The organism is Pedobacter sp. (assembly GCF_965227205.1).
Taxonomy (GTDB): domain Bacteria; phylum Bacteroidota; class Bacteroidia; order Sphingobacteriales; family Sphingobacteriaceae; genus Pedobacter.
Genome location: NZ_OZ245727.1, coordinates 3,428,166 through 3,441,860, shown reverse-complemented (window position 1 = coordinate 3,441,860; position 13,695 = coordinate 3,428,166). Strand labels below are relative to the sequence as shown.

General features: G+C 36.1%; 10 protein-coding genes. 4 read left to right on the top strand and 6 right to left on the bottom strand.

All coding sequences use genetic code 11. From position 1 onward, the window contains the following. Window position 1: 1 nt before the first annotated feature. The gene (locus ACO05K_RS14765) at window positions 2-1,756 is read right to left on the bottom strand and encodes a glycoside hydrolase family 13 protein (RefSeq protein WP_421945192.1); all 1,755 of its coding nucleotides are present in this window, start codon (window positions 1,754-1,756) and stop codon (window positions 2-4) included. A 260-nt stretch (window positions 1,757-2,016) separates the two neighbouring features. Between ACO05K_RS14765 and ACO05K_RS14760 the strand changes: the two genes are divergently transcribed. Then, complete coding sequence (locus tag ACO05K_RS14760) at window positions 2,017-3,015, top strand: LacI family DNA-binding transcriptional regulator (protein ID WP_421945191.1); 999 nt, start codon at window positions 2,017-2,019, stop codon at window positions 3,013-3,015. Between the two features lie 43 nt (window positions 3,016-3,058). Here ACO05K_RS14760 and ACO05K_RS14755 read toward each other — a convergent pair whose 3' ends face one another. Genes ACO05K_RS14755 through kaiC form a run of 4 tightly spaced genes read right to left on the bottom strand, consistent with a single transcriptional unit; the run spans window position 3,059 to window position 7,121 of the window. Continuing rightward, window positions 3,059-4,765 carry a PAS domain-containing sensor histidine kinase gene (locus ACO05K_RS14755; RefSeq protein ID WP_421945190.1) on the bottom strand — a complete coding sequence of 569 codons (1,707 nt, stop codon included), beginning with the start codon at window positions 4,763-4,765 and terminating at the stop codon, window positions 3,059-3,061. 3 nt (window positions 4,766-4,768) lie between these two features. After that, a complete protein-coding gene (locus ACO05K_RS14750) occupies window positions 4,769-5,083 on the bottom strand; it encodes a circadian clock KaiB family protein (RefSeq protein WP_421945189.1) in 315 nt (104 codons plus the stop codon). A 2-nt stretch (window positions 5,084-5,085) separates the two neighbouring features. Then, complete coding sequence (kaiB, locus tag ACO05K_RS14745; protein WP_421945188.1) at window positions 5,086-5,373, bottom strand: circadian clock protein KaiB; 288 nt, start codon at window positions 5,371-5,373, stop codon at window positions 5,086-5,088. Beyond that, window positions 5,373-7,121 (bottom strand): circadian clock protein KaiC, encoded by a 1,749-nt coding sequence (kaiC, locus tag ACO05K_RS14740; protein ID WP_421945187.1) that lies wholly within the window; start codon window positions 7,119-7,121, stop codon window positions 5,373-5,375. Before kaiC ends, kaiB begins: the two co-directional genes overlap by 1 nt. A 205-nt stretch (window positions 7,122-7,326) precedes the next feature. Here kaiC and ACO05K_RS14735 point away from each other — a divergent pair, with 205 nt between their 5' ends. Beyond that, on the top strand, window positions 7,327-7,479 hold the full coding sequence (locus ACO05K_RS14735; protein ID WP_421945186.1) for a hypothetical protein: 153 nt from the start codon (window positions 7,327-7,329) through the stop codon (window positions 7,477-7,479). Between the two features lie 45 nt (window positions 7,480-7,524). Here the strand turns inward: ACO05K_RS14735 and ACO05K_RS14730 are convergent, their stop codons facing one another. Further along, on the bottom strand, window positions 7,525-9,639 hold the full coding sequence (locus ACO05K_RS14730; protein ID WP_421945185.1) for an ATP-binding protein: 2,115 nt from the start codon (window positions 9,637-9,639) through the stop codon (window positions 7,525-7,527). Window positions 9,640-9,882: 243 nt separating this feature from the next. Between ACO05K_RS14730 and ACO05K_RS14725 the strand changes: the two genes are divergently transcribed. Together ACO05K_RS14725 and ACO05K_RS14720 are read left to right on the top strand one after the other, a co-directional pair. After that, window positions 9,883-12,303, top strand: a complete 2,421-nt coding sequence (locus ACO05K_RS14725) for a hypothetical protein (protein ID WP_421945184.1) — start codon at window positions 9,883-9,885, stop codon at window positions 12,301-12,303. A gap of 144 nt (window positions 12,304-12,447) precedes the next feature. Next, window positions 12,448-13,695, top strand: coding sequence for an efflux RND transporter periplasmic adaptor subunit (locus ACO05K_RS14720; RefSeq protein ID WP_421945183.1), 1,248 nt, complete (start codon window positions 12,448-12,450; stop codon window positions 13,693-13,695).

Below are 13,695 nucleotides of genomic sequence, written 5' to 3'. Positions count from 1 at the left end.
ATTAAGGCTGATTAATTTTAAAAACTACCGACTGCCAAGGCTTCAGGCTAATTTTGTTGTTGGTTAAAGCTGTAACTCCATTATAGTTGTTAATAAGTAATTTCGCTGCGGTAGTATTGATTTGCTTATCAATGGTATAAGTAAATGCTTTTGTAGAGAAATTTAGTAAAACCAAAACCTTATCTTTTCCATCGGTTCTGGTATAACAGTAAATATCAGGGTTTTCAATGTCAAAAACTTTGTAATCGCCATAAACCAATACTGGCATCGATTTTCTCAAAGCAACAATCTTTTTGAAGTATGAAAGCTCACTTGAGGGATTCTTTTCTTCGGTAACGACATTTACTGTTTTATAATTAGGATTTATATTTATCCAGGGTTTGCCTGTTGTAAAACCAGCGTTTGGCGATGCATCCCATTGAAATGGTGTGCGGGTATTATCTCTCGAAATAAACTTCTGTTTATCCATAAAAGTCTGCACATCTTCGCCTTTGGCTTTAATGCTTTTATAAGCGTTTATTGTTGCAATGTCGCGGTAATCATCAATGTTATTAAACTTAATATTCGACATGCCCAATTCATCACCATTAAAATAGAAAGGAGTTCCTCGCATCGTCATTATCAGGGTGGTTAATAATTTTGAAGAATAACTTCTAAACTGCAGACTATCATTTCCGTATTTGCTTACCATTCTGGGTACATCATGATTGGAAAGGAAAATGGCTAGCCAACCTTTATCGGCAAAAGAGTAATCCCATCTGGTAAAAGCTTTCTTTAAATCGGTGAGTTTATAACCTCTGGGATCGTTCCCGATATCCATTATTTCAAAATGATAAGCCATATTTAACTCATGCCTATCTTCATCAACCAAAGCGTGTGCATCTTCTAAAGTGCTGCCCGCACCTTCAGCAACAGTCATAACATTATATTTACTAATTACGGTTTTATTCATCTCCTTTAAATATTGATGGAGATTCGGACCCATTCCGTAATACTTAATAATTTCTTTTTCATAACCTTCCGGATATTTTTTCCAGGTGGTATCTTTAGAAGCGTATTGAAAAGCATCCATCCTTAAACCATCAATGCCTTTATCCAGCCAGAATTTCATCATATCATAAACTTCATTGCGAAGCTTTTCATTCTCCCAGTTTAAATCAGGTTGTTTTTGAGAAAAATAGTGCAAGTAGTACGATTTGGTAGTTGCATCGTATTTCCATGCATCATTATTAACATCGAAGAAGCTGTATCGGGGAGTAGGCTTACCCTTTTCTTCGGGCCACCAATGGTAGTAGTTTCTGTACGGATTTGTGCGTGAAGATTTAGCTTGCTTAAACCATTCATGCTCATCGCTGCTGTGGTTAAGCACCATATCTAAAATCAATTTGATTTTGCGTTTATGTAATCCGGCAAGCAGCTCATCAAAATCTTTCATGGTGCCAAACTCCTTCATAATGTTTCTGTAATCGCTTATATCATAGCCATTATCATCATTTGGAGAAGAAAAAATAGGATTTAGCCAAACAGCATCTACACCAAGACTTTTTAAATAATCAAGTTTAGAAATGATGCCTTTTAAATCACCAACTCCATCGCCATCGCTATCTTTAAAACTGCGGGGATACAATTGGTAAACGACAGCTTCTTTCCACCACGCAGCTCTACTTGCCTTGTTGTTATTGGAACTTTGCTGCGAAAAGCAGTTGATAACGAAAAATATTAGACATGTAAAAGTTAGGCCAATAGAGTTTCTCATATTTTCTATTTCATTGCAAGCTTCCTTAAAAAGAGGAAACATGAATATTTTGTAATCTTTAATATTTGGTTATGCAGTTGAAATAGTAAACAGATCTTCAGGATGATGCTGGGTATATTTCGTAATGTTAATATGAAGATAAGGTTATATCTAAATTAAAAGTATAGAAATCAGCGATTTATCTCCGCAAACGTTTGCGGAAACATTTGCGAAAATGTTTGCTGTGGAAAACTTATATTTGAGTAACCAAATGTAAAACCATGAAACAGAATCCAACTTTAAAAAAGATTGCTGAGCGGTTAAATGTGAGTATATCTACAGTATCCAGGGCGTTAAAAGATCATCCTGATATTTCTGCTGATACCAAGAAAAAGATAAATGAACTTGCAGAATTACTGGAATACGACCCAAACCCCTATGCCGTAAATTTGCGTACCCACAGTAGTAAAGAGTTTGCTGTTGTGGTTCCAAGCTTGTCTAATTTCTTTTATCATTCGTTTATAAGCGCCATTGAAGAAGATGCCAGGGTTTATGGTTATTCAGTTATTATTTATCGCTCATCAAACGATCCGGAAATTGAGCAGCAAATTTTAAAAAGTTGCAGACATAAAAGAGTTTCAGGAATTTTTATCGCAATTACTTCAGAAACAAAAGATATTGAACCTTTTTTGAAATTGGACGTTCATGGTATTCCGGTTATTTTTTTCGATAAAGTTCCGCAATATGAATCGTGTAATAAAATATGTGTGGGAGATGAGCATGCTGCAACCATAGCGGCAGAAGAAATTTTAAAAAAAGGCATTGTGAATGTACTCGGTATTTTTGGAGATAAAAATATGTCGATTACAAAAGCAAGGTTGCAAAAGTTTACATCTGTTCTTTTTAAGGATGATGTTAAAATCAATCTGAAAACGGTTCATGCCAGAAGTTCTGAAGAAGCAGAGCAGCTTACACTTTCATTACTAGCTGGTTTTAAAGGCAAACGATTTGCAGTTTTTTGTATGAGCGATGAAATTTTAGCAGGCTCTATGAAAGCCATACAACGAAAAGGTTTGCAAGTGCCTAATGATTTGGGGGTAATTGCCATAAGTGATGGGATGATTCCACAACTTTTTTATCCAGAAATTACCTATGCAGAAACAAGTGGTTATCATTTAGGTAAGCTGGCATTTGGCAGAATGATGCGTTGCATTGCCGGAAGTTCTTTTGCACAAACCATAATTGATGAATCAAGATTGGTTGTTGGCGGCTCTATTTAAAGATAATTCGCCAAATGGTACATAGACTACAAACGGTTGTGATTTAAAGTGGAATGCTAAAATAGAAAGTGGAACTTTTACCGAATTCACTTTCTGCCCAAATTTTACCACCATGTCTGGCAATGATTTCTGATGAAAGATAAAGCCCAATTCCAAAACCAGCAACTGTTGCTGTCTTTTGATTTTCTACGCGATAAAATCTTTCGAAAAGTTTTGGTAAATCCGTTGCCCTTATGCCCATTCCAAAATCCTTAATGCTGAATATGGCACAATTATCTTTTTGGTAACAGTGGATTAAAATCTGGCTATTGCCTGGAGAATATTTTAAAGCATTACTGATAAGGTTATTAATCACCTGCCCAAGTTTATCCCAATCGGCAAGAATTGATAATTCACCATCATAATTCTGGATAAACTCATGTCCGGTAGCGCTAGGAATATATTCTTCGACAATTTCTTTTACAAGCTCAACAAGATTAGTGTTTTTGAAATCCATCATTATTTTACCGGATTCCAATCTGGCAACATTTAGGAAACCATTAATCATACTGGTCATTTTTCCAACTTGTCGGTCTGCTCCATCCAAGGCTTTGTTTGCAAAATCGAGATTTTCTTTTTTTGCTTTCGCCTGAAGAACCTGAATGTAGCCCTTCATTGAGGTTAAAGGGGTTTTGAGTTCATGGCTAACCATTGCAATGAAATCATTTTTCCTTTGTTCATCTTGCTTTTGGTCTGTTACATCCATTAAAATGGCATAAACGCTTACAAATTCATTCTCTTGATTCTTTTTGCACTTTCCGACTACTCTCATCCACCGTCTTTCTCCAGTAATCAGGTGTTTTATCGGGTAGGTACTGTCAACAGGTGTGCCTATTTTTATACACCTTTCCAGCACCTCATTCAACTCAGAAATGTAAGCCTTATCAACCGCACTAAGTACCATTTCCCAGTTAATTTCTCCTGAGATTGGCAAACCATAAAGTGCACGGAATTTCTCAGACATTTCAGCTTTCCCGGTTTTTAAGTCCAGGCTACAACTACCCAGTTCGCCAGCATTAAAGGCAGAATGTAGGTTGTCTTCACTTTCCTGTAGATCATTTAATGCGCTGATAAGCTGGTTATTCTTAACCTCAAGTTCTTGTGTTCTGGTTTTAACAATAAGTTCGAGGTTTTCGTTAAGCTCATCGGCAACTTTTCTGGCCACCTCTAGTTCTTCATTTTTGGATTGTAGTAATAACTGTGTTTTCTTAAGGTCGGTTAAATCGGTAATTATGATGCTTAAAACAAAGCCTTCATCGAGCCTTAATTGTTTCAGCGAAAGTTGTACCGGTATATCTTCCCCATCTTTATCCTTAAGGTACAATTCTGCTTTTGTATCTATCTCCCAGGCATTATCAATAATTTCATTCGCAAAATCGTGATATTGAAGCGATACAAAATCAGAAAACTTTTTACCGATAACGCTTTCTAAAGGTACGTTACAAAGCGCTGCAAATTGAGAATTTGAATAAGAGATAATTCCACGAGCATCGAGTGTTATTGCACTCTCGATCATCTGCTCGATAAATATTCTATAAGATTGATCTGCACTTTTGAGGGTAAATAGCTGATGGCCATCTTCGCCGTTTACAACCAGTGCGTCAACTTCTCCAGTTCTAATGGCATGAATAATATCGTTTGCTTCTTCAAGTTGAATCCTGAGCTCACGATTAATTTCTTCAAGTTTGCTATATTCAATAGATTTATCCATCTGCTAGTACCTTAAACCTAAGCCTTTCAAAACCTTTTCACGATCTGAGAAATCACCAATCAACCGTCTTTTGGGTTGAGGTTCTTTTTTAATAAGCATTGGGATGGCTGTAACATTCTCATCCTTTACCAGCTGTGGTTGCTGATGGGCATCAATAATTTCCAATGTAAAGCGACCTGTGAGAAATTCCTCACAGATGTCACGAAGATTTTTAATTGCCCTCACCGAAACAGGAGATGAGCCGGCGATGAAAAGCCGTAAAGCAAAATGCTCACCTGCTGAACTGTTTTCAGGATTTATTTGGTAGCCATCGTCCATTGTTATGATGTTATTCTAGGACGAATATCTAGACCCACCAATACTTTCTCTACATTGGATAAATCGCCAATGATTTTTCTTACTGGTTCTGGTACTTTTTTTACAAGCGTAGGTATGGCCAGAATCTGATCTCCTTCTGCCAATTGCGGTTTTTCTAAAAGATCGATTACCTCAATACTGTATTTGCCTTCCAAGTGTTCTTCGCAAATCTTTTGAAGATTTGCGAGTGCAACAACAGATTTAAGCGTTTTTCCTGCGACATACAATCGCAACTCATATAACTTACCCACTATTTTTTTCCTTTTTTAGATGACTTACCCTGTGATGAAATATCTGCACGGCGCAAATCAGTCATTTTTGATATCGTATCGCCCATTATCTGTTTCTTTAAAGCTTCTTCTACGTAAACTTTATTTAGCTCTTCCTCAGCTGATTCATATTCCGATTTAAGGCTGTCAATTTTAGATTCGAGCACCTTACGTTTGCGACTTAGTTCTCTGTCTTTTCTGCTGATCGCTTGTTCGTGAATAATTTCACCAGTTTGTTCAAGCAATAACCTTGCCTCTCTAGCCGAACCGGTTAAAACGCCATCTTCGGTTAAGAACACATCAACTAAATCCAATCCTTTGTCTGTAATTACAAATTCTCTAATTTGGTTAGAATGTTTCATACCTCTCGATTTCATGATGTATAATCCACGGTTACGCTCGCCATTATTTTCGATGTCACGTATTAATAACCAGGCATCAACTAAAGAAGAAACACCTTCATCGGTTTGTTCATTTACTATATTGTTTAGCGTTAAGGCGGTAAACATAACAGTAATCTGTTCTGTTTGAAGGAAATCAATCAATCGAACCAACATGGTTTTAACCTCACTTACCGAGCCAATTGTAATCAGGTTTGTGATTGGATCTAAAATCACTACAGAAGGCTTAAACTTACGTATCGCTTTATGGATGGCAACCAAATGCATTTCCAATCCAAAAAGGGTTGGACGAGAGGCATAAAATTCAAGAAACCCTTTGTCCACATGTTTCTGCAAATCCATTCCGATTGAACGCATGTTGCGGATAATTTGCTTTGGCGATTCTTCAAAGGCAAAAAACAGACATTTTTCTTTCCTTAAACATGCTGCATTTGCAAAACTTGTGGCGATACTTGTTTTACCTGTACCGGCAGTTCCAGATGCAAGGATGCTGCTTCCTCTATAAAAACCAGAATTGCCAAGCATTTGATCGAGTGATGCTACGCCAGAAGATACACTATCAGATGAAACCTCTTTATCTAATTCTAGTGAAGTAACAGGTAAAACTGAAATCCCTTCATCATCAATTAAGAATGGATATTCGTTTGTACCATGTACCGAGCCTCTATATTTTACAATTCTTAATCTACGGGTAGAAATCTGATTAATTATTCTGTGATCTAAAAGTATTACACAATCAGAAACATATTCTTCCAAACCTTGTCTGGTCAGACTTTTTTCACCGCGTTCTCCGGTAATAATTGCGGTTACACCTTTAGATTTTAAAAACTGAAATAATCTGCGAATTTCTGCCCGGAGTATGCCTTCATTTTTCAGGCCTGAGAAAAGATTCTCAATTGTATCCAATACTACACGCTTGGCTCCAATACTATCAATGGCATAACCCAATCGTATAAATAAACCTTCAAGGTCGTATTCGCCAGTTTCTTCAATTTCTGATCGGTCTATATGGACATAATCAAGGCGTATTTTTTTATCGCGTTCTAGTTTATCAAGGTCGAAGCCAAGAGAGGCTACATTGGTTTTTAATTCATCAGCCTTTTCTTCAAAGGCGATAAATACACCAGGTTCATTGTAATCTAAGGCACCTCTAACAATAAATTCTATCGAGAAAAGGGTTTTTCCAGAGCCTGCCTCACCACAGATAAGGGTTGGGCGTCCGGAAGGTAATCCACCTAAAGTAATTTCATCAAGTCCAGAAATACCGGTGAGTGTTTTAGAGATGGCTCCAATCGATGGAGCATCGGGCTTTTTGATTGTTTTAGCCATTAAAAAAGTATTAAGAACTAAAGCTATTAAAAATATGCGATTTTCCTACTTACATCCTAAACAAACTGGGAATAGATTAACTTATCAGTTATGCTAATTGATATTTCTATATTCATTTGGTGTGCTTCCAACACATTTTTCAAATTATCTGATAAAATGCTCCGGATATTTAAAACCGAGTTTGTAAGCAATTTCACTAAGGCTTTTGAAAGACGATGTAATTAAATGTGCGCCAAATATTGAGCATTGGCATGACGCAAGCCGAGACAGTAGCTTTACCCAACTTGCAGTTATTGGTAGAGAAAAAGGTGAAACCAAATGGCTGGAATTGGTAACTGATAAAGAATATTTACAGTAATTTCTTTTTGAAGTTTAACTGATCATGATGAGTTATTGTTTTTATTTAAGATAAAGCCCGGGGAATTGTAAACCAAAAACTGCTACCAACACCAACTGTGCTGTCTACGCCAATTTCTCCACCATGCCTTTTTATAATTTCCGATGAAATGTATAGGCCTAAACCTAAGCCAGAGTAAGTTTTACTTTTGTTGTTGGCTCTATAATATCTTTCGAAAAGAAACGGCTGTATTTCAGGAGCTATTCCGTCTCCGGAATCTTTTACCGTTACCTTTATCTTATCTTCGAAGCTATCTACAATTAAGTATATGTTCTTGGAATTTGGAGCGTACTTTACAGCGTTGTTTACTAAATTTACCACAACCTGATCTATCCTATGTTCATCTGCAAAAATCTTCGCTTCTAAATCTCCTTGCACAATAAGTTGGTGTTTTCCAGCTATTCTAACATGATTACAACAAAGATTAAGCATTTCTGAAACAGTGAAAGTTTCTTTAACAAGCTGTAATTGCCCATCGCTAACTCTGTTAATATTTAGGAGGTCATCAACTAAAGCATTTAGCTTATCCATACTTTTAGCCGACTGATCGATTAATCTCGGAATCATTTCATGGTTTGGCGTATCCTTAAGTTTCGATAAAAGCTGAATACTTGCTTTTAAACTGGTTATTGGTGTTTTAAGCTCATGACTGGCAATACTTAAGAAATCATCTTTTTGTCGTTCGTAATTCTTTCTTCTGGTGATGTCAACTGTTACGCCGTTCATTTTTGCAGGATTTCCTTCTGCATCATAATCTGGAAGTCCAGACGCATTAATCCAATGTATAGTGTCATCGGGCCATTTAATTGAATACTCTGCATGATAAACTGAATTGGTTTTTATCGCCTCTTCTACTTTTTGCTGTACCTTTTCTCTGAATTCGGGTACAATTGCCTCCATTAAATCTTCAAAATCAAACCTATCACTTTCTGTCAATCCAAAGTTCTTTTTGCATTGGTCGGAGCAAGTCATTTTTCCGGTCGTAATATCCAGACTATATGAGCCAAGCTCTCCTGCATGTAAAGCAATTTGAAGCTGACTATTAACACTCTCCAGTTCCAGCTTTCTGGAAATTCTATCCGTTACATCGTTAGCAATTACAATAATGGCATTAGTTTCTCCAGATTCATTTTTAAGAGGCTCGTAAATAAAATCGAAATAAGAGTCTTTCAACTCGCCATTGTAATTAAGCTTCACATTAGCACTTTCTCCAATATATGTTTTGCCCGATGTAAATACATTATCTAAAATTTCCAAATATGGTTGCCCTTTTAATTCTGGAAGTGCTAGCTCAAGTGGTTTATTAATAACGGTTTTAGTTTTACCCCATACTTTTAAAATCATATCATTGGCAACCTCAATAATTAATTCTCTGCCGCTAAGAATACCAAAGGCAACCGGCGCTTTATTAATAAATGATTTAAACCTGATTTCGCTATCCCTTAAACTCCTGTTTAACAAAACAGTCATATCGTAAGAATGGCTAATGTTTTCATTAGCAGTGCTTAGTTCTTCATTAATGGAGGCAAGTTCTTCAACCGATTCTTTAAGTTCTAATTGTGTAGCCTTTAAGTTATCATTTGCAAGCTCAAACTTTTCTATGGTATCTAATGATGAAAGTCTGAGCTCTATTTGGTCCATAGCCGTTTTTGCCAATCCTTCGAGTATTACTCTATCAGTTTCACTAAACTGTCTAACTTTTTTATCTATGATGCAAAGCGTTCCAATTAAAAAACCATCATGCGTTATTAAAGGTGCTCCGGCATAAAATCTTAAACCAAAATCACCAACCACATTCGGATTGGCCATTAAACAAGGCTCTTTCAATGCATCTTCAAAAACTGTAACCTTTTTATCAAGTACAGCAAGTGCACAAAGACTTTTACCCCGGTTTGCATCTTTAGCCTTACCCATACCAACATTCGCCTTGAAAAATACTGATTCGGCATCAACTAGTGATAAAAGCGAGATTGGAACATTGAAAATTTGTGTCGCAAGCTTTGCAATTCCATCAAAACTATCTTCTGATGGTGTATCTACAATTCTATAGCGATACAAAGCTTCGAGGCGAGAAGCATCATTATCTGGCACGATATTGATGCCAAAGGTATTTTCAATCATATAAAAACTGCACTAATAGGGATTGTAAATATACATTATGTGCACATAATTTGAAAAGCCGTCTTACAACTAAAACTATTAATAAGCAGACATAATTTTGTTGCCCTGAGAGAAACTATTTTAACTTAAAAGCAAGTAATGTTTTGTAACAATGAAACTATGAAATTAGTTTTTAAAACTCGAATGACGATATTACAATAATATTAATGTGTTGATTATTAGTTTGCTGCCCGAGTTAACAAAATGAAAAAGATTTTTCTCCTCTGTTTTATATTTCTTCACGCTTTAAGCTCATGGTCGCAAACCACAATTAATCAAAATTTAAATCAGTTTCGTAAAATTAAGCCGACGGCCTTTTTATTTCTGCACCACGATAAGGGGATATATACTAATAACGAGAAAATCTGGTTTAGTGCTTATCTGCTCAATACTCCAAATCCGGTAGGCGAGCATAAGGTTTTAAATGTTGCGCTCATAAATGAGTTAACTAAAAAAGTAGAAGTCTCTCAAAAATTTAATATTACTGATGGTTTAAGTTCGGACTTTGTATTGTTGCCAGATTCTGTTCCTCCCGGGAATTATCAGATAATGGCTTATACAAATGTTTTAAATTCTCAAGAACTACCAATTGCGCAATTTACTACATCTGTTAAGGTACTAAATATTAGTCAGCCAACTTTTACCAGTAAACTTACTTTAATAGATACGGTAGTAAAAAACGGAGCTATTCGTGCTTTGGTTGAAGTAAATGGTCTGGATGCGAACCGAAAAGCAAACATTGTGGTAAATTATCAGATTAATGAGCATTTTTCAAAATCTATCAAGCTGGATAAAAAACAGGTAGCAATCACTATTCCTGAAAATTTGCTAAAACATCGGGCTACATTATTACTTAATGTAAATGTTGATGGAGAAGTGCAATACCATACAAAATCATTGCCCGAAATTGAGAAGCAAAACGTGGATGTTAAGTTTTACCCGGAAGGTGGGGAATTGGTTGCGGGTTTGCAATCGCGTGTAGGTTGGGAGGCTAAAACAACTGATGGCCGACCACTTGCTTTGAAGGGAATGTTAATGAAAAATAACGAAGCGCAATATGAAATATCAACAAACGCTTACGGAATGGGCTCTTTTACAATCCATCCTCAAACAGGTGAAAGCTATAGTGTAAACTTATATTCCGGGGCATACGTACCAGAAAATTCAAATGTAAAACTTCCAAGTGCTTCAGATGATACAGATGTAACTATCAGTCTTCCGAAGGCACTCGTAAATGATAGTTTGCGGTTTATCTTATCTTCTAAAGAGGCAAAGCCAATTCAAATTATGCTACACAACGATTTGGGCGACTATGTTTTACTAAATGGAAAATCAAACGAATCTGCGAGAATTTTTAATGTTTCGCTTCTTGCACTTCCTAAAGGAATAACAACTTTGACGGTTCTTGATGATACCGGGAAACCACTTGCTGAAAGGCTGTTTTTTGCGCATTATAATCAGCAGGAATTAACTTCAAAAATTGAGCTCGAAAAAAGTAATTATTACAAAAGAGATTCAGTACGGATAAAACTGAAGTTAGCAGATAAAGGTGGTAAAGCTGCATCTGGAATTGTTTCAGTAGCCGTGGTTCAGCGCAACCGAATTAGTGTTAAGACAGCAAATATAGAGGACTATTTTTACCTGCATAATAATTTAAAAAACCTACCTGCAAATCCTTCGGGTAATGGTATGTTAGATAAAAATTATCTGGAAGATATTTTATTGATAAAAGGCTGGAGAAGATATAAGCGAGAGGAATTGATTGCACAAAATCAGGATTCGGTTTTTAAAACTCATTACCCATTAATGACTGGGGCAATTACGAGCGGTAAAAAATCATTAAAAAAAGCTGTTGATTTAGTTTCTTTTGGAGGGATAAATACCGGAATTATAAGCAGTAATACTGATGGTTCTTTTGAATTGAGCAATGATAATTTACTCGTGGAACAAAATAAGAATATCTATTATCGATTGGGATTGGAAAAAAATGGATATGATATTAAAGTGAATGATGCCTTCATCCCAATTACAAATACATTAGCTAAAAATGTAAAACCTTCCATATTTGAGAACTTATCTAACAATCAGGAAAACTCAATATTAAAGAATCTTCAAAACGTAATTTCTTTAAAAGATGTGGAGATAACCGTAAAGCAAGGCAGCATGTTCGGTACTAAAGGAGAGCTTGGTGCAAACGAATGTGGTGACTATGTGGATGCTCACAAATTAGGAATTTTAAATTATCCGGGAACTCCACTTTCAAAACGACTTAAACCAATCAAGAACAAAGAATACCTGATACGAACTGATTTGGATGGTGCTTGGTTTAGAGTTGATAGAGTTTGGTACATAGGCTGCTTAACCGAGAATGAAAAAAAAGGACTTGCTGTAAAAGGCATTAATAGTGGTAAAGAATATTATATGGCTATTGAAGATGATGGCGGTTTGCAATACCATTCAACGTTGTACTGGCAATCCGGATTGACTACGGATGCTTCAGGAGAAATTCCTATCAGTTTCAAGGCAGGAGATATCGCTGATGATTTTTCAATCATCGTTCAGGGCATCAGCAATAAAGGATTGGTGAATATGAAAGAAACTTTTAAAATTAGCGATAAGCCTTAAATTTTATTTCCCATTAAAATGCCCGATATGAAACACAACGTTCGATATCGGGCATTTTTTATTTTTTAATATTTTTCAAATACTTGATTAATAGATGTTTAACTTTGGCATTTTGCTTGTAAAAGCTTGTTCAAAAATATTTAAATGGACAAGCTCATTGAAGAAGAAGTTTTAGCTAAGAAAAAGAAGAAAACGTACTTTTTAATTTTCATAATCTTACTTGTTTTTATCGCTGTGATTTGGTTAGTGAGGTTTTATTTTAAACCAGCCTTAACCGATGCCGATATCACAACTGCAAAAGTAGAAGTTGGCATCATCGAAAATACAATTAATGCAACCGGCGAGGTACTTCCAGAATTTGAAGAAGTGTTAACCAGTCCGATAAATGCATCAATACAAAATGTTTTAATGGATGCAGGCAATCAGGTAAAAAAAGGACAATCTATTTTAACGCTCGATAAATCGGTTACTGAAGATGAGTTTGGTAAGCTTCAGTTTCAAATGGAATCTAAGGAGAATGAAATCCGTAAGCTAAAGCTCGATTTAGAGAAAAGTTTTTTCGATATAAAATCCAGTAACAGTATAAAACAATTGCGTATCAGTAATCTAAAAGATGCGGTTTCTTCTGCAAAACGTTTGCTTAAAGCTGGTGGTGGTACACAAGAAGATGTGGAACGGGCAGAGCTTGATTTACGAGTTGCCAATCTGGAAAAGCTTCAACTGGAAAATGAAATTAAGAGTAAACAGCAAACCATGAAAATTGAAATCAGGGAAGCTGAAATTGCCTTGGCCATTCAGCGAAATGATCTAAACGGATTGAAACGCAAGCTTGATTTGGCGAATCTTACTGCCACTCGTCCTGGCGTAATTACCTGGGTGAATAAAAACATTGGTACGAGTGTTCAAGCAGGCGAGGCTTTAGTAAGAATAGCAGATTTAAGCGGCTTTAAAATCGCAGGCAGTATTTCTGATAATCTGTTAGATAAAATTCATCAAAACATGACAGCTATAATCAAGGTTGGAGAAGAACAGTTACGTGGTACAATTACCAATATTTCTCCATCTGTAAGCAATTCTATTGTTTCTTTTGATATTCAGCTTAACCAAAAAGACAGTAAAGTGTTACGTCCAAACCAAAAGGTTGATGTTTTTCTGGTAACGGATACCCGAAACGGGATTTTACGCGTAGCCAACGGACCAGCTTTTAATGGTTCAAATCTTCAAGAAATATTTGTTTTAAATAATGGTGTCGCAGAGCGAAGAACGGTTAAAACCGGATTAAGCAATTTCGATTTCGTCGAAATTAAAAGTGGTTTAAAAGCCGGCGACGAAATTATCACGTCGGATATGAGTGATTTTAAAAGTGTAAAAACCGTAACGCTAAGTAATTAA

Bases quoted from the DNA above. Each gene is read 5' to 3' on its own strand.
- ACO05K_RS14720 (WP_421945183.1), top strand. From the start codon at position 12,448: ATGGACAAGCTCATTGAAGAAGAAGTTTTAGCTAAGAAAAAGAAGAAA.
- kaiC (WP_421945187.1), bottom strand. From the start codon at position 7,121: ATGGCTAAAACAATCAAAAAGCCCGATGCTCCATCGATTGGAGCCATC.
- ACO05K_RS14725 (WP_421945184.1), top strand. From the start codon at position 9,883: ATGAAAAAGATTTTTCTCCTCTGTTTTATATTTCTTCACGCTTTAAGC.
- ACO05K_RS14750 (WP_421945189.1), bottom strand. From the start codon at position 5,083: ATGGACGATGGCTACCAAATAAATCCTGAAAACAGTTCAGCAGGTGAG.
- ACO05K_RS14760 (WP_421945191.1), top strand. From the start codon at position 2,017: ATGAAACAGAATCCAACTTTAAAAAAGATTGCTGAGCGGTTAAATGTG.
- ACO05K_RS14755 (WP_421945190.1), bottom strand. From the start codon at position 4,765: ATGGATAAATCTATTGAATATAGCAAACTTGAAGAAATTAATCGTGAG.
- ACO05K_RS14765 (WP_421945192.1), bottom strand. From the start codon at position 1,756: ATGAGAAACTCTATTGGCCTAACTTTTACATGTCTAATATTTTTCGTT.
- ACO05K_RS14730 (WP_421945185.1), bottom strand. From the start codon at position 9,639: ATGATTGAAAATACCTTTGGCATCAATATCGTGCCAGATAATGATGCT.